Here is a 15079-nt window from a genome sequence, read left to right as displayed (position 1 = left end):
ATGACCTCAGTCTCTTCGGCCGCCCTCACCAACGCCATGCGCTATCAACAGATGCGCATGCAGGCCGACCTCGTCAAAGCCACGAAAGAATCGTCGACCGGCAGGGTCGCCGATGTCGGCCTGGCACTGGGCGGACGCACCGCCCAGTCCGTCACTTTCTCGCGCGACCTCGACCGGCTGAACGTGATCGTCGATTCCAACGGGCTGGTCACCGCAAGGCTTGCGTCGACGCAGACGTCCCTCGCCCAGCTCTCCGGCGTGGCGCAGACCTTCCTGTCCGCCCTGACCACCGCGTCGTCCGGCGACAACTCCAACAGCCTGACCCAGTCGACCGGCCAGACGACCCTCCAGCAGCTGACCTCGATCCTCAACACCAGCGTCAACGGCGAATATTTGTTTGCCGGCACAAACACCGACGTCAAGCCGATCAACGATTTCACGGCCGCCGGCTCACCGGCCAAGGCCGCCTTCGACGCCTCCTTCGTCGCCAAATTCGGCTTCACGCCCAACGATCCGGCCGCGGCCAACATCACCGCCGCCCAGATGGACGATTTCATCACCAACGACGTTGCGCCGCAGTTCCTCGGCGCCGGCTGGCAGACCAACATGTCTAACGCCACCGACCAGCAGATCGTCAGCCGCATCGCGCTCAACGAAACCACCGAGACCTCGACCAGCGCCAACAGCGACGGCATCAGGAAGCTCGCCATGGCCGCGGCAATGGTCTCCAGCCTGATGTCCAGCAACATCAGCCGGGCGGCGAAGGACAGCATCGTCACCCACTCGCAGACACTGGTCGGCGAGGCGCTGAGCGGCATCGCCCAGGTCCAGTCGGAGACCGGCATCGTGCAGAAACGCGTCTCCGATGCCAGCGACCGCATGAAGACACAGATCGATCTGTTCGAGCGCCATATCCTCGATCTCGAAGCCGTCGACCCGGCCACGGCCGCCACCAGAGTCGCGGATCTGACACAGCATATCGAGACGTCCTTCGCCCTGACAGCGCGCCTGCAGCAGCTCAGCCTGTTGAATTACCTGACCTGACAACTTCCAGCGGAACGGTAGAGCCGACGATGTACCAATTCTCCTACGCCGACGTCCAAAGCACCTCCGTCTCGGACGCAAAGGACCGTGAGCGCGAACTCCTGACCCGCTCGATCGACATGCTGTCGGCGGCCGCCACGGCCGGCCAGGATTCGATGGAGGCGATCGAGGCGCTGAATTTCACCAACCGCGTGTGGACAATCTTCGTCGAGGATCTTGGCTCCAGCGACAATGCGCTTCCCAAGGAATTGCGTGCCAACCTGATTTCCATCGGCCTTTGGTTGCTGCGCGAGGCGGAGGACATCCGCCAGGGCCGCACCAACAATTTCGAAGGGCTGATCGAAGTGTCCCAGATCATCCGCGACGGCATTCAATGACCAACACACTGAAGATATCGCTGAAGCCCAACGAGAAGATCTACATCAACGGGGCGGTCATCCGCGTCGACCGCAAGGTCACCATCGAACTGATGAACGACGTGCAGTTCCTGCTCGAAGGTCATGTGATCCAGGCCGACCAGGCATCGACGCCGCTCAGGCAGCTTTATTTCATCGTGCAGGTCATGCTGATCAACCCGGCCGGCGCCGATGACGCCCGCGAGATGTTCCGCCGCTCGCTGCCGTTGCTCATCGCAAGTTTCGAGGATGCCGAGATCTGCGGCGCACTGAAGCAGATCGACCGTATGGTCGGCGAGGATCATATTTACGAGGCATTGAAGGCGATCCGTTCGCTCTATCCTCTCGAACGCCGCGCGCTTGGCGGCAATGACGATGTTCCGGGCGCACCGCGCCCGCTGGCCGTGGGAGCAAGCTACTGATGACCGTGGACATGACGACGACGATACCGGTTGGCGCCAATTCGACCACCAAGTCGACCTCCAAGACGGCGGTAGACTACCAGTCCTTCCTGAAGCTTCTGATCGCCGAGATGAAGAACCAGGATCCGACCAAGCCGATGGATTCGACGCAGTACGTCGCCCAGCTCGCCACCTTCTCGCAGGTCGAGCAATCCGTGCAGTCCAACACCAAGCTCGACCAGATCATGCAGTCCTCCGCACTGTCGCAGGCCGATGCGATCATCGGCCGCTCGATCACCTCGGCCGACGGCAAGACCACCGGAATAGTGGCTTCGGTGACGCTCGCCAGCAGCGGACTGATCGCGGTGCTGCAAGATGGCACCAAGGTCCCCGTCGGCCCAGGCGTGTCGGTCAAGCCGGCAAGCTAGGCCAGCCGCCCGCATGAACGAAGCCGACGCCCTCGACATCGTCCAGTACGCGGTGTGGACGGTGCTGACCGCGTCCGCTCCGGTGGTGCTGGTCGCCATGGCGGTCGGCATCGGCATCGCCCTCATCCAGGCGCTGACGCAGATCCAGGAAATCACCCTGACCTTCGTGCCGAAGATCGTCGCCATCATGCTGGTGGTGGCGCTCACCGGCCCGTTCATTGGCGGCCAGATATCGGCCTTCACCAACGTCATCTTCCAGCGCATCCAGAACGGGTTCTGAAGAAAGTCGCGGAAAACCGCTTCAGAACGTAATGGCTCGAAAAGCCGGCGCCGGCTATCGGCCGATTTCACCGCGGGCATGCAAGGCGTGTTGCGCGAAGGCGAGCCCGGCCCTCGCAGCAAAGCTGGCCTTCCTCTATCCTCTTGTTGGACCATGATCTTGCGCGCATGACGTTCGCCCTTTGCGGCGCGATGCCATAGTTTCGGCAAACGATGCGGAGAAACCGCAAGGATCAGCACGTTCTGGCAGGAACCCATCCATGATTGACGAGAAACCGGATAGCGAAGGCGTTTCGGCGCTGGCGCCGTTCCGGCATGGCATTTTCCGCGCCGTCTGGTCGGCAAGTCTCGTTTCAAATTTCGGTGGCCTGATCCAGGGCGTCGGCGCCGCCTGGATGATGACCACGATCGCCACCTCGCCCTATCAGGTCGCCCTGGTCCAGGCCTCGACGACCTTGCCGATCATGCTGTTCGCGCTTGTCGCCGGCGCCATCGCCGACAGCTTCGACCGGCGCAAGGTGATGCTGGTGGCGCAGACCTTCATGCTGGTCGTTTCGGTGCTTCTGACCGTGTTCACCTGGTATGGCCTGATCACGCCCTGGACGCTGCTTGCCTTCACCTTCCTGATCGACAGCGGCACGGCGCTCAACAGCCCGTCCTGGCAGGCGTCCGTCGGCGACATGGTCCCCCGCAACAAGGTGCCCGCGGCCGTCGCGCTGAACTCCATGGGCTTCAACCTGACACGTAGCGTCGGTCCGGCAATCGGCGGCATCATCGTCGCGGCCACGGGCGCCGCGGCCGCCTTCGCGGCGAACGCGGTGAGCTATATCGGCCTCATCATCGTGATGGCCCGCTGGAAGCCGGATGTGCCGGTGTCGACCTTGCCGCGCGAGTCGCTGGGTGCGGCCATGGGGGCCGGCCTGCGCTATGTCGCCATGTCCCCCAATATCGGCAAGGTGCTGGTCAGGGGCGCGGCCTTCGGCTTCTCAGCCGGCGCCGTCCTGGCGCTCTTGCCGCTCGTCGCGCGCGACGTCGTCAAGGGCGATGCCTTGACCTACGGCATCATGCTGGGCTCCTTCGGCATCGGCGCCGTCGGCGGCGCGCTGATCAGCGTGCGGCTGCGGCAGTTGCTTTCCAGCGAGACGATGGTGCGCTGTGCCTTTGCCGGCTTCGCCGTCTGCGCCTTCAATGCCGCGCTCAGCCATCATGCCTGGCAGACCTCGCTCGGCCTGCTGGTTGGCGGCGCCTGCTGGGTGATCGCGCTCTCGCACTTCAACGTCACCGTGCAGATGGCGACGCCGCGCTGGGTGGTTGGCCGGGTGCTGTCGGTCTACCAGACCGCGACCTTCGGCGGCATCGCGCTGGGCAGCTGGATCTGGGGCGTCGTCGCCGATGCGCATGGCGCCGAGACGGCGCTGATCGCCGCCGCCATCGCCATGCTGGCCGGCGGCGCCATCGGCCTCGTGCTGCCGCTGCCGCAGCAGCAGGTGCTGAACCTCGACCCGCTCAACCGCTTCAAGGAGCCGCATCTGGCGCTCGACCTGAAGCCGCGCAGCGGTCCCATTGCCATCATGATCGAATACATCATCCGGCACGAGGACGAGGCGGAGTTCCTTGCCACCATGGCCGAACGCGGCCGCATCCGCCGCCGCGACGGCGCCCGCAACTGGACACTGGCGCGCGATCTCGAAAACCCCTCGATATGGATCGAGCACTACCACACGCCGACCTGGCTCGAATATGTGCGCCACAACGGCCGCATCACCCATGCCGACGCCATGGTCGGCGAGCGCCTGCGGGCGCTGCACAGCGGCGACGAGCCGCCGCGCGTGCGTCGCGTCATCGAGCGTCCGACCACCGCCGGCACAGCATTGGTGATGGCCAGGGGGCCGATCGAGCACTGATCCCGGGTAGCTGGTATCAGTCGATCAGCCGGCCGACTGGATCATGTAGAGCTTGCGCGTGGTCTCGCGGATGCTCCATTCGCCCTTCCATCCCTGCGGCAGCACGAGCAGGTCGCCTGGTCCCAGTTCGCGCGCCTCGCCGTCGGCGCGGCTCACCTCGACCCGCCCCGAAATGATATGGCATATCTCCGACGAAGCCGAGCGGTCGGCGGTGAAGCGGCCGGGCGTGCATTCCCAGATGCCGATGTCGACGCTCCCGTCCGGCGATTGGAAAAGCGAGCGCACGGCCTCGACCTGGTCCCCCTCGATGGAGGTGGGCTTGGGTGAGAACGCGCCGATGTCGGCCTTGGCGAGATCGTGGAAGGTCGAAAGGTCGATCAAACTGGTCTCCATCAGTCAGTGGCCGGTAATGCCGTCGGCGAGCGCGGCCAGTTTCGACGTATGCGCAAGCCCAGCGGCCTCGCGCCCATCGGCGATGCGATAAAGCTGGTACATCGAATGCACGCCAAGCCAGCGGAACGGCTCCGGCTCCCATGGCCTGACCTTGCGGTTGACCCAGGGCAGCTTCGTAAGCTCGGTATCCTGGCCGAGGATCAGGTCGGCCAGCGTACGCCCCGAAAGATTGGAGCTCGACACGCCAAGCCCGACATAGCCGCCGGCCCAGCCGATGCGGGTCGCGGGATCGAGCCCGACGGTCGTGCACCAGTCGCGCGGCACGCCGAGCACGCCGCACCAGGCGTGCTCGATGCGGCAGTTCGCCGTCTGCGGCAGCAGCGTCGTCAGGATCTGATGCAACTGGTCGATCGTGGCCTGCTGCGTCTGCCCATTGACGTCGGTCCGCGAGCCGTAGCGATAGGGCACGCCGCGCCCGCCCATGGTGATGCGCCCCTCGCGCGTGCGCTGGGCATAGCAATAGGCGTGGGCGGCGTTGCCGAGAAGCTCGTGACCCTCCCAGCCGATCTGGCGCCAAAGCTCCTCGGACAGCGGCTCGGTGACGATCTGCGCGCTGTTGAGCGCCAGCCAGGTCCGTTCCTCGCCGGGAATGCCTGATGTAAACCCCTCCGTCGCGCGGATGATGGTTTCCGCCCGCACCGTGCCGCGGTTCGTCGTCACGCGGCCCTCGGCGATGGCCGTCACCGTCGTCTGTTCGTAGATCGGCACGCCCAGGCGCTCGACGGCGGCGGCAAGCCCGCGCACCAGCTTGGCCGGCTGCACCCGCGCCTGGCCGTGGACGACGAAGCCGCCCATGACATTGCGGATGTTGATGCGCGCCCGCGTCGCCGCTTGATCCAGCATTTCGACGCGGGTCGGATCGACATCCCAGGCGCGGATCGTTTCGCACTCCTCGCGCGCGCGTTCGAGCTGCGCCAGGTTGGTGGCCACCGTCAGATTATCGACCCGGCGGATATCGGCATCGATGCCTTCCGCGCTCGCCACCCGGATCACCTCGTCGACGCAGCCAGCCATGGCCGCCTGCATGGCGCTGACACCTTGCCGGGTCGAGGTCTTGAGATATTTTTCGCGCGACCAGGAGAAGCCGCCCGACAGCCAGCCGCCATTGCGGCCCGAAGCGCCGAAACCGGCAAATTCGCGTTCGATCAGCGCGATGCGCAGCGAGGGCCTCGCCTTCTTCAGATAATAGGCGGTCCACAGGCCGGTATAGCCGGCGCCGACGATGGCGATATCGGCCTCGATATCGCCAGGCAAGGGCGGCCGGGGCGCGGGAACCCCTCCCAGATCCGCATACCAGAACGATATGTCGCCGTTGCGCTTGGCTTGCATGGGATGACTTTCGAATTGATTGGATCAGGTCAGCGTCGCATCGGCCGAGCTGTCATCGGCCAGAAGCTTGGCGTCGGCACCGTCGAAGCAGAGCTCCACCTTGTCGCCAAGGCCGAAACTGTCGCCGGTCAGCGGTGTGCGCACGATCGCCATGGAGCCGTCGGCGAGCCTGACTTCGTATTTCGATCCCGAGCCGAGATAGATGGCTTCCGCGATCGTCCCCGGCAGCCGGTTGGAGGTGCCCGCCGCGTCCTGACCGGGCCGGCGGATGGCGAGCTTTTCGGGGCGCAGCAGCATGACCGGGCTGGCTTCGCCCGCGATCCGGCGCGGCGCAGTCACCGTCTCGCCGGCAATACGCAGCGCCGTGCTCACGCCGTCGCTGCGCGCCTCTCCGCGCAGCACCGTGGAGTCGCCGATGAAGCGGCCGACGAACAGCGTCGTCGGCTCATCGTAGAGCTCGCGGCCGGTGCCGACCTGCTCGATGCGCCCGCGATTGAACACGGCGATGCGGTCCGACAGGACCAGCGCCTCTTCCTGGTCGTGCGTCACATAGACGAAGGTCGTGCCGAGCTCGCGATGGATGCGCTTGATCTCGAGCTGAAGCCATTCGCGCAGCTTCTTGTCGAGCGCGCCGAGCGGCTCGTCCATCAGCAACAGTGGCGGATCGAAGACGATGGCGCGGGCCAGCGCCACGCGCTGCTGCTGACCGCCTGACAGCTCACTGGGATAGCGATGCGCGAAGTCGCCCATCTTGACCATATCGAGCGCCCTGGCCACGCGCGCCTTTCGCTCTGCCTGATCGACGCCACGCAGCGTCAGCGGATAGGCGACGTTGCGGCCGACGCTCATATGCGGGAACAGCGCGTAGTGCTGGAAGACGACGCCGATATTGCGCTTGTGCGCCGGCACGCCGACGACGTTCCTGCCGCCGACCAGCAGCTTGCCGCTCGTCAGGTCGGTGAAGCCGGCCACGACATTCAGCGTCGTGGTCTTGCCGGAACCGCTCGGGCCGAGCAGCGTCATGAACTCGCCGGGCTCGATGCGTAGCGACACGCCGTCCAGCGCCTTGAAGCCGCCATAGGCCTTGCTGATCGATTCGAGATCGATCGCCGCGCCCTTGCTCTCCTGTCCCGGCTTCATTGGGATCCTTTCCGCTCGCGGCCAAGAAGAAGCATGCCGCCGCCGATCAGGATCGTGGTGGCGAAAAGCAAGATGGTGCCGACGGCGGCAACGGTCGGGTCGGCGTCGCGGGTGATGGAAGAGAATATCTGCACGGGCAAGGTCTTGAGATAGGGGTTGGTGATGAACAGCGACACGACGATCTCGTCGAAGGAGGTGGCGAAGGCGAAGAGCAGGCCGGACAGGATGCCGGGCAGGATCAGCGGCAAGGTCACCGTGCGGAACGCGGTCAGCGCTCCCGCGCCGAGACTCGCCGCCGCCGTCTCGAGGCGCCTGTCGAACACTTCGAGGCTGGCCGAGACCGCGATCAGCACGAAGGGAAGCGCAAGGATGGTGTGGGCCAGCACAAAGCCGGTCAGCGTGCCGACGAGATGGGCGTCGAGATAGACCGCGTAGATTCCGATGGCCAGCACAACGCCGGGGACCACCATGGGCGTCAGCATGAGCATGCGCAGGAGGTTGGCCGGCCGCGCTTTCATGCGGTCGAGGCCGAAGGCGGCAAGCGTGCCGAGCACTGTCGCCAGCACCGCCACGATCGAGGCGACCTTCACCGAGTTCAGGAAGCTCGACATCCAGTCCGGATTGGTGACGAAGTTCAGGTACCATTGCCAGGAGAAGCCCTGCGGCGGGAAGGCGAGCGACTTGTTCTCATTGAACGACATCGGCACCACGACCAGCGTCGGCGCGACAAGCCATATCGCCACCAGCAGGCAGACGAGGCCGAGGATGACGCGTGTGAGCGGCTTCATTTCCATCAGCGCCGCCCCGCTTCCCGATAGCGAGAGCGCATCACCGGGGCCGCCAGCGCCAGGAGCACGAAGGTGGTGACCAAAAGCACCACGCCCATGGCACCGCCGCGGCCCCATTGCAAAAGGCTCAGCACCTGGGTCTGCACCAGGGTCGACAGCATGGTCGAGCGCGGGCCGCCGAGCAGTGCCGGCGTGATGTAGAAGCCCAGCGCCAGGATGAAGACGATGATCGCGCCGGCATAGACGCCCGGCAGCGACAGCGGCAGGTACACCGTGAAGAACGCGCGCGAAGGCCGGGCGCCCAGGCTTTGCGCCGCCCGCATCAGCCTGAGGTCGATACCTTTCATCACCGAGTAGAGCGGCAGGATCATGAAGGGCAGCAGCACCTGCGCCATGCCGATGACCACGCCGGTCTGGGTGCGGATCAGACGGATGCCATCGAACCCGGCCGCGCGCAGCAGCGAATTGATGACACCTGAATCCTGCAGCAGAATCACCCATGAGAGCGTGCGTACGACCCCGCTCACCCAGAACGGGATCAGTACGCAAAGCACCAGGACAAGCCGCACGCGCGGCCCGACGGCGGTCATCAGATAGGCATAGGGATATGCGCAGACCACACAGACGACCGTAACCCACGCCGAGATGACAAAGGTGCGCTGGAGCACCGTGAGATTGACGGGCGCGCCGAAGAACCAGAGGTAATTCTGCACGCCCCATTGCGGTTCCGAGAGGCTGCGCACCATGATGGTGAGCAGCGGATAGCCGATGACGGCTGCCAGCAGGATCAGCGCCGGCAGCGTGAGCGCGAAAGGCCGCGATACCCAACCCCGTTTCGCGACGGAAGGCGTTGTCGGTTCGAGCGCGCTCACGGGCTTTGCCTCCGTCAGCCGGTCAGTTGCCGGCCATCAGCGCCGACCACTTTTCCTGCGCCACCGCGAAGTTCGGAACCCAGAACTTGAAGTTCTGCTTGTAGCCCTGCTTCTGGCGTTCCGGCGTGTTGGTCAGGAAGGCGGAGACGGAAGCGTCGACCTTGGGCTGGGCATCGCTGTTGATCGGCGTGTAGGAGGTCTGCTCCGCCAGGACCTCCTGTGCGTGCTTGCCGAGATAGGCATTGAGCAGCGCGTAGGATGCATCCGTATCCTTGACGCCGACCGGGATCGTCATCTGGTCCATCACCACCAGCCAATCCTGCCAGGCCGGCGCGTATTTGGCGCCGTTCTTGACCGCGGTCATGGCGCGGCCCGTCCACATCATCAGCATGTCGGCCTCGCCGGATTCGGCGAGTTGCTGCGATTCAGCGCCCGTTTTCCAGAAGATGGTATCGGGGCCGAGCTTGCGGACCACATCGATGGCCTTGTCGATATCGGCCACCGTCATCGCCTTCGGATCGCCGCCGGCAACCTTGAACGCCTGTTCCAGCAAGCCGCCCGTCGGGCTGCCGGAGCCGTCGATTCCGCGCACGCCCGGGAACTTTGCCGTATCGAAGAAGTCGGCCCAGCTCTTGGGCGGATTATCCTTGTACTTCTCCTTGTTGTACATCAGCACGACGCCGTAATTCATCGCCGGCACCGAACATTCGCCAACCTGGCCTTCCGGGATTTTCGAGACGTCGAGCTTCGTCAGATCCAGCTTCTGGAACAGCTTGCCGCAATAGACATAAGGCGGCAGGTCGTCGGTATCGACAACGTCCCAGGTGACATTGCCGGACTCGACCTGCGCCTGCAGCTTGGCGATCTCGGTCGGACCGTCATTGAGCAACTTGACGCCGGACTTGTCGACGAACTCCTTCAGCGCCGCGGCCTGGCCGTCCTGGTAGATGCCGCCATAGGAGACGAACGTCAGGGTCTTGCCCTTCAGCGACCCCTCCTTGACTTCGCCCGCCACCGGCTTCTCCTGCGCGAACGCTGCGGTTGCCAGCACGCCAAGCGCCATCACGGCGCTGAGATACAAAGCTTTCGTCTTCTGCATGATTGTCATTCTCCCATTGATGCCCGCATTGGATTGGAGCTACCTGGCCGCGAGCGGTTTCCAGGCCGTATATTGATCGAGCTCGGCGCGCACCGAGGTCGGCGGCGCGATGATCCACATCACTTCGGCTCGGCCGCTGCCGATGTTCTCCGAGCGATGCGGTGTCGAAGTCGTGTATTCGATGCTGTCGCCCTCCTCGAGCACGTGACGGGCGTCGCCGAGCGAGACCTCGACGACCCCGCGCAGCACGACGAGCATCTCGTGCGCGTCGCCATGGGTGTAGCGATCGGGCCCGGTCGAGCCACCAATGTCGAATTCCCCGACATAGACCTCCATGTCGCTCAGCGGCGGGCGCGACAGCAGCATCTTGCGGCAGCCGTCGCTGGGCGGCAGGCTCGGCCGCTCGCTTCGCCTCAGAACGCCATGGTTTTGCGCCGTGCTTTCCTCGAACAGCATGGCGACGCTGACGCCGAGCGCCGAAGCCATCTGGTTGAGCGAGGCGGTGCTGGCCCCTGTCAGGCCGCGTTCGAGCTGGCTGATGAAACTTGCGCTCGTCCCGGTTGCTTCCGCAAGCTCGCGCAGGGACAGCCTGCGGGCGAGGCGAAGGCTTTTGAGGCGCATGCCCAGCACTTGGTGGGCGTGCGTCGCGACCGGTGTCTCGCCCGTTTTCGACGAAGCCTTGTCCGACCCCTTGCTCATGCCGTCTCCTCACCGCACTTAACAACATGTACAGTACCACTGTACAACTGACAAGCCATGTATGGGCGCCAGAACAGGGCCAGTCGCTGGGCCAGGCTGCAAGTCGGAAGGGTCACGTGAGCAAGCCGCGCCGCCGATTGACAAGGGGGCGCGTAGGGAGAAGCCTTATCCTTCGCCCGACAGGTCCCGGCGCGCCTTTTCGAGTTCCTCGGCATAGCGCCGCATCAGATGGCCCTCGGTCAGCAGACCGAGCACGATGTGGTCGGTGAAATCCTCGACGACGGCCAGTTCCTCGGCGCCGGCGCGCTGAAACGTCTCGGCGGCGGCCTGCACGTTCATGCTGGGCACCAGGACGGCATCCTTGTACTGCGCGAGATCGCGCACCGGCGCCTCGCCGCCGGCGGGATCGCTGTGCAGTTCGGCCACGATCAGCACGCCGACATACTGGTCGCCCGGGTCGACGGCGATGACGCGCTGCGCCGAACCCAGCGGGATCTGCTTGCGGAAGTCGGCCAGCGTCGTCGCGGCATCGATGGTCTTGATGTCCTTGCGCATCATCGAGCCGACGGTCAGGCTGCGCATCCAGCCGACATCGTGGGCGCTGCGGATCGTCTCGCCGCGCAGATGGAAGCGCCATGTCGAGAACGAATAGCCGAAGGTTTCGCGCACCAGGATCGCCGCCATGATCGAGGCGGCCAGCACGACGCCGGTGAGCGTCAGGTCGCGGGTCGATTCCAGCGCCAGGAAGGTCATCGTCAGCGGACCGCCGACGACACCGACGGCAAGCGAGGTCATGCCGACGACGGCGGCAACCGAAGGGTCGATGCCGGTCGCCGGCGAGACCAGCGCCATCACACCGGCGAATGCCTTGCCAAGCAGCGCACCGAGGAACAGCGAGGCGAAGAACAGGCCGCCGCGAAAGCCCGAGCCCAGCGAGATGGCTGACGCCGCCAATTTCAGCACGAAGACGCTGGCCACCACGGTCAGCCCATAGTTCATCGCGAATTCGCGGTGCAGCGCGCCATGGCCGCTGGACAGGACCTGCGGCGTGATCAGCCCCAGCAGGCCGACGATGACACCGCCGACGACGGGACGCAGCGAGGCATCGACCGACAGCCTGTTGAAACCGCGCTCGATCAGCGTCACCAGCTGCATGATGGCGATCGAGGCCGCGCCGCCCAGCAGCCCGAGCAGCAGGAACGGCACATACTGGCTGGGGGTCAGTTGCGGCAGCCCAGAAAGCTCCAGCGGAAACGGCACGCCGCCGAACATTTCCGCGGTCAGCGAGGCCGAGATCGCGGCCGTCATGACAGGCGCGACATTGGCGACCGAGTAGATGCCGATGACCAGTTCGAAGCCATAGAAGGCCCCGGTCAGCGGCGCGTCGAAGGCGGCGGCGATGGCCCCGGCCGCACCGCAGCCGACGAGGATGCGGACATCATTGCGGCGCAGCCTGAAGATGCGCGCCAGCCGCGACGCCAGACCGGAGCCGACCTGCGTGTAGCCGGCTTCCAGGCCGACCGAAGCGCCGAAGCCGCTGGAGATCATCGTCTGGCCGGCGATGATGAAGGTGTCGGTCAGCGACATGCGACCGCCATAGAGCGCGTTGGCCTCGATCGGATCGACGGGTGTGCGGAATTTCCGCAGCCGCAGCCATATCACCGTCAGGCCGAGCAGGGCGCCGCCGACCGGCGGGATCAGCGCCTGCATGGGATTGGCGAGCGAGAACATGCCCGAAAGCCGGCCACCGGGCTGAACGCCGAACAACAACCCGTGCAGATCCTGCACGATCTGGCTCATCGCGGTGACCAGTATACCCGCCATGACGCCGACGGCGCCCGCCAGCATGACCACTGCGATGCCGCGCGCCTCGAGCAGCGGAATTGACCTCAGAAGCACCGCACGCAGCCGGCGGGCGTAGACTTGTGGCTGGTTTCTGGAAAGCACCGGGCGGCTCGCCGATATCAAAAGGGACGTGGAAGGCTGATACGCCTAGGGATACCGCATGGCAACCGCGATGCCGGCTCCCCGAATGCCAGGATCGCTTTCGAACAGTCTGGAGGCTTCCTTTGATCAACCCGGAGCCAAAAAGGCATAAGTGAATTGGGCATCTGAAATCGGACACCGGATTCGCGGCAAAGGCCCTCCTCCCCCTCGCCTGCGAAATCGACGCAAGGCCTTAAAAGTGGTATTTTGGCCCGTCTCTATTTCCCTCCAGGAGGAGAACATGATTGCGCGGGGATTGTTTTCATTGGCTGCTTGCACGATTTTTTTGAGCTCGTCTGCAATGAGCCATTCAGACATAGACATGCCAGTTAAGTTGAGTATTTCATACCCCATGTCTCCTTTTGCGGGAGGCAATACGGAAAAACGGAGCCGGCCCGCAGAAGAACTTCTTCGGACCGCACAGCAGGATGTCTGCTGTCCTGGCGGTTATCCTTGGTACCGTAATTCAACGAACACGTGTTACGGCAGCTATGAAGATTGCCACGATACCGATGGCGGAGGTTGGTCCTGCAGGCAGGTCAACGCCTGCTAGGCGATAAGAGATTGGCCGGTGCGCAAGCGAGCTTGATTGCCGATCATATCGACGTCTCCGAATTCAGGCAGGCAAACGGAAGTCCGCGCGCCAACCCAGCTCCTCGACCGCCTTTTGCGTCGAGACTGCCGGGTTGGGTTCCGCCACGTTGAAGGCGCCAGGCGCCCCCTTGTCGAGCGCGAGCAGCGCGGCATAGGCGGCCGCATCGACATGCAGCGGCGATGCGCCGGCGGCCGTGTCGGTTCCTGTTCCCGGCCCATAGAGCTGGCCATATCGCAGCACGACGCCGGCGAATGGCGCGTTGAGAACGGCCTTTTCCAAGGCGATGACGCCACTGACGCTGATGCCGCGATTGCCACTCGCGCCACCATCCAGAGGGTCGGCCTCGCCATGCGGCTCCGAGCCCGGCGCATAGGCCCAGGCGATGCTTTGCGCCACCATGCGCCGGACACCGGACGCGAGGGCGACCGCGACCAGATTGCGCGTGCCTTCGTCGCGGATGCGGGCATTGCGCACGACCGCCTCGCCCATCCGGCTCGGATCCAGCCCTGGCGGCAGGTCGGTCAGCTGATGGACGACGATGTCCGGCTGGGCGGCGAGCATCGCGCGCGACAGCGCCTCGGCATCGAAGACGTCCACGACCGCCGGCCCGACTCCGAGGGCGCGCAATGTCGCGGCCTTGTCCGCATTGCGCGTGGTGCCCGTTACCTGATGACCGGCGGCCAGAAGTTGCGGGATCAGTCGCTGGCCGATGGCGCCGGAGGCGCCGGCAAGAAAGATTCTATGACCCATCGTCAGGGACTCCGCATTGTCTTAATATCAGTGCACGAACAAGATATAAGAGCTCTTACATTATGCGCAAGCCGAATCCGCACGCATCGATACCCGCCCCCGGCGAAGGCAAACGCGGCGAGGAAGGCTATCTCGGCTATCTCCTGCGCCAGGCCGCCGGCGCGCATCGGCTCAGAATGGACCGTGCGCTGGGCGATCTCGGCGTGACGCAGCCGCAATTTGCCACGCTGACCATGCTTGCGGCCTATCCCGGTCTCTCCAATGCCGATCTGGCCCGGCTGGCGCTGCTCACCCCGCAAACGCTCAGCGTCATCGTCGCCAATCTCGAGCGGGCCGGCTCGCTGGTGCGCAAGCCGCATGCCGTTCACGGCCGCATCCAGCACATCGATCTCAGCGACAGCGGTCGCGCACTGCTGCACGCCTGCCGCCAGCGCGTGCGGGCGATCGAGAGCGAGCTGACGCAGGGGTTGTCGGAAGCGGAAGAACGCGCCGTCAGGCGCTGGCTGGTCGGCGTCGCCATGGCCGCAACAGCCGAGTCCTGATTATTGCCGGTTGCTGACCAGCCGATCAGGTGGGCATGGGCTCACCGGCCTCGTAGAGCACAAGGTTGCGCTCGCCGATGCCAAGCGCCGGCCAGCTCGCGCGCCATTCGGCGATGTGCGGCGAGCGGAAATGCGCATCGAACGCCGCCCTGTCGCGCCACACCTCGGTAACCCGGATCAGCCCCGCATCCAGCACATCCCGCGCGTAAGAATATTCGAGGCAACCATCCTCGGCGCGGCTGCCCGAGATCATGCGCTCCATCGCCGGCCTTGCCTCCTCCAGCTTTCCTGCAGGCAAGCGGATCGTGCCGATGATGAGAAGCATGGGTCTTCCTCCTTGCGGGATCGTCGAGCTGGCCACTCTCCCACCCTCGC

Annotated in this window: 17 protein-coding genes; 7 read left to right on the top strand and 10 right to left on the bottom strand. The window is 64.9% G+C overall.

All coding sequences use genetic code 11. The annotated features are described in order from the left end of the window. The 6 genes from CK226_RS18700 (at position 1) to CK226_RS18675 (ending at position 4451) form a co-directional block, all read left to right on the top strand. Entirely contained in the window at positions 1 to 1044 is a 1044-nt protein-coding gene (locus CK226_RS18700) for a flagellar hook-associated family protein (RefSeq protein ID WP_095792690.1), read from the top strand. Positions 1045 to 1073: 29 nt separating this feature from the next. Continuing rightward, positions 1074 to 1421, top strand: coding sequence for a flagellar biosynthesis regulator FlaF (flaF, locus tag CK226_RS18695; RefSeq protein ID WP_019860973.1), 348 nt, complete (start codon positions 1074 to 1076; stop codon positions 1419 to 1421). Beyond that, a complete protein-coding gene (gene flbT, locus CK226_RS18690) occupies positions 1418 to 1861 on the top strand; it encodes a flagellar biosynthesis repressor FlbT (protein ID WP_095786950.1) in 444 nt (147 codons plus the stop codon). Before flaF ends, flbT begins: the two co-directional genes overlap by 4 nt. Next, a complete protein-coding gene (gene flgD, locus CK226_RS18685; RefSeq protein WP_095772653.1) occupies positions 1861 to 2268 on the top strand; it encodes a flagellar hook assembly protein FlgD in 408 nt (135 codons plus the stop codon). Before flbT ends, flgD begins: the two co-directional genes overlap by 1 nt. Positions 2269 to 2281: 13 nt before the next feature. Further along, positions 2282 to 2548 (top strand): flagellar biosynthesis protein FliQ, encoded by a 267-nt coding sequence (gene fliQ, locus CK226_RS18680; RefSeq protein ID WP_010911298.1) that lies wholly within the window; start codon positions 2282 to 2284, stop codon positions 2546 to 2548. 259 nt (positions 2549 to 2807) lie between these two features. Beyond that, on the top strand, positions 2808 to 4451 hold the full coding sequence (locus tag CK226_RS18675) for an MFS transporter (protein ID WP_095786951.1): 1644 nt from the start codon (positions 2808 to 2810) through the stop codon (positions 4449 to 4451). Between the two features lie 24 nt (positions 4452 to 4475). Here the strand turns inward: CK226_RS18675 and CK226_RS18670 are convergent, their stop codons facing one another. The 9 genes from CK226_RS18670 to CK226_RS18630 all read right to left on the bottom strand — a co-directional run bounded on the left by CK226_RS18670 (position 4476) and on the right by CK226_RS18630 (position 14162). Then, a complete protein-coding gene (locus tag CK226_RS18670; RefSeq protein WP_095792689.1) occupies positions 4476 to 4844 on the bottom strand; it encodes a cupin domain-containing protein in 369 nt (122 codons plus the stop codon). A gap of 3 nt (positions 4845 to 4847) precedes the next feature. Further along, positions 4848 to 6233, bottom strand: a complete 1386-nt coding sequence (locus CK226_RS18665; RefSeq protein WP_095772650.1) for an FAD-binding oxidoreductase — start codon at positions 6231 to 6233, stop codon at positions 4848 to 4850. 24 nt (positions 6234 to 6257) lie between these two features. Next, complete coding sequence (locus tag CK226_RS18660) at positions 6258 to 7373, bottom strand: ABC transporter ATP-binding protein (RefSeq protein ID WP_095792688.1); 1116 nt, start codon at positions 7371 to 7373, stop codon at positions 6258 to 6260. Further along, the gene (locus CK226_RS18655; protein WP_095792687.1) at positions 7370 to 8167 is read right to left on the bottom strand and encodes an ABC transporter permease; all 798 of its coding nucleotides are present in this window, start codon (positions 8165 to 8167) and stop codon (positions 7370 to 7372) included. The genes CK226_RS18660 and CK226_RS18655 overlap by 4 nt, the downstream gene beginning before the upstream one ends. Continuing rightward, entirely contained in the window at positions 8167 to 9033 is an 867-nt protein-coding gene (locus CK226_RS18650) for an ABC transporter permease (protein ID WP_095786954.1), read from the bottom strand. Before CK226_RS18650 ends, CK226_RS18655 begins: the two co-directional genes overlap by 1 nt. Positions 9034 to 9055: 22 nt before the next feature. Continuing rightward, complete coding sequence (locus CK226_RS18645; RefSeq protein ID WP_095792737.1) at positions 9056 to 10132, bottom strand: PotD/PotF family extracellular solute-binding protein; 1077 nt, start codon at positions 10130 to 10132, stop codon at positions 9056 to 9058. A gap of 39 nt (positions 10133 to 10171) precedes the next feature. Then, positions 10172 to 10831 (bottom strand): XRE family transcriptional regulator, encoded by a 660-nt coding sequence (locus tag CK226_RS18640; RefSeq protein WP_142875558.1) that lies wholly within the window; start codon positions 10829 to 10831, stop codon positions 10172 to 10174. A 165-nt stretch (positions 10832 to 10996) separates the two neighbouring features. Then, positions 10997 to 12778 (bottom strand): chloride channel protein, encoded by a 1782-nt coding sequence (locus CK226_RS18635; protein ID WP_095772646.1) that lies wholly within the window; start codon positions 12776 to 12778, stop codon positions 10997 to 10999. A 655-nt stretch (positions 12779 to 13433) separates the two neighbouring features. Continuing rightward, positions 13434 to 14162, bottom strand: coding sequence for an NAD(P)H-binding protein (locus CK226_RS18630; RefSeq protein ID WP_095792686.1), 729 nt, complete (start codon positions 14160 to 14162; stop codon positions 13434 to 13436). Positions 14163 to 14224: 62 nt separating this feature from the next. Here CK226_RS18630 and CK226_RS18625 point away from each other — a divergent pair, with 62 nt between their 5' ends. Continuing rightward, entirely contained in the window at positions 14225 to 14704 is a 480-nt protein-coding gene (locus tag CK226_RS18625; protein WP_095792685.1) for a MarR family transcriptional regulator, read from the top strand. A gap of 25 nt (positions 14705 to 14729) precedes the next feature. Here CK226_RS18625 and CK226_RS18620 read toward each other — a convergent pair whose 3' ends face one another. Continuing rightward, entirely contained in the window at positions 14730 to 15029 is a 300-nt protein-coding gene (locus CK226_RS18620) for a putative quinol monooxygenase (protein ID WP_095786956.1), read from the bottom strand. Positions 15030 to 15079: the final 50 nt, after the last annotated feature.

The organism is Mesorhizobium sp. WSM4311 (genome assembly GCF_002295115.1).
Taxonomy (GTDB): Bacteria; Pseudomonadota; Alphaproteobacteria; order Rhizobiales; family Rhizobiaceae; genus Mesorhizobium.
Note: the sequence above shows the minus strand (reverse complement) of the source record. Positions and strands in the feature narration are given on the sequence as shown.

What these genes read in the sequence shown, in the direction of transcription:
- CK226_RS18700 (WP_095792690.1), top strand. Translation starts at nt 1, where the DNA reads ATGACCTCAGTCTCTTCGGCCGCCCTCACCAACGCCATGCGCTATCAA.
- flaF (WP_019860973.1), top strand. Translation starts at nt 1,074, where the DNA reads ATGTACCAATTCTCCTACGCCGACGTCCAAAGCACCTCCGTCTCGGAC.
- flbT (WP_095786950.1), top strand. Translation starts at nt 1,418, where the DNA reads ATGACCAACACACTGAAGATATCGCTGAAGCCCAACGAGAAGATCTAC.
- flgD (WP_095772653.1), top strand. Translation starts at nt 1,861, where the DNA reads ATGACCGTGGACATGACGACGACGATACCGGTTGGCGCCAATTCGACC.
- fliQ (WP_010911298.1), top strand. Translation starts at nt 2,282, where the DNA reads ATGAACGAAGCCGACGCCCTCGACATCGTCCAGTACGCGGTGTGGACG.
- CK226_RS18675 (WP_095786951.1), top strand. Translation starts at nt 2,808, where the DNA reads ATGATTGACGAGAAACCGGATAGCGAAGGCGTTTCGGCGCTGGCGCCG.
- CK226_RS18670 (WP_095792689.1), bottom strand. Translation starts at nt 4,844, where the DNA reads ATGGAGACCAGTTTGATCGACCTTTCGACCTTCCACGATCTCGCCAAG.
- CK226_RS18665 (WP_095772650.1), bottom strand. Translation starts at nt 6,233, where the DNA reads ATGCAAGCCAAGCGCAACGGCGACATATCGTTCTGGTATGCGGATCTG.
- CK226_RS18660 (WP_095792688.1), bottom strand. Translation starts at nt 7,373, where the DNA reads ATGAAGCCGGGACAGGAGAGCAAGGGCGCGGCGATCGATCTCGAATCG.
- CK226_RS18655 (WP_095792687.1), bottom strand. Translation starts at nt 8,167, where the DNA reads ATGGAAATGAAGCCGCTCACACGCGTCATCCTCGGCCTCGTCTGCCTG.
- CK226_RS18645 (WP_095792737.1), bottom strand. Translation starts at nt 10,132, where the DNA reads ATGCAGAAGACGAAAGCTTTGTATCTCAGCGCCGTGATGGCGCTTGGC.
- CK226_RS18640 (WP_142875558.1), bottom strand. Translation starts at nt 10,831, where the DNA reads ATGAGCAAGGGGTCGGACAAGGCTTCGTCGAAAACGGGCGAGACACCG.
- CK226_RS18630 (WP_095792686.1), bottom strand. Translation starts at nt 14,162, where the DNA reads ATGGGTCATAGAATCTTTCTTGCCGGCGCCTCCGGCGCCATCGGCCAG.
- CK226_RS18625 (WP_095792685.1), top strand. Translation starts at nt 14,225, where the DNA reads ATGCGCAAGCCGAATCCGCACGCATCGATACCCGCCCCCGGCGAAGGC.
- CK226_RS18620 (WP_095786956.1), bottom strand. Translation starts at nt 15,029, where the DNA reads ATGCTTCTCATCATCGGCACGATCCGCTTGCCTGCAGGAAAGCTGGAG.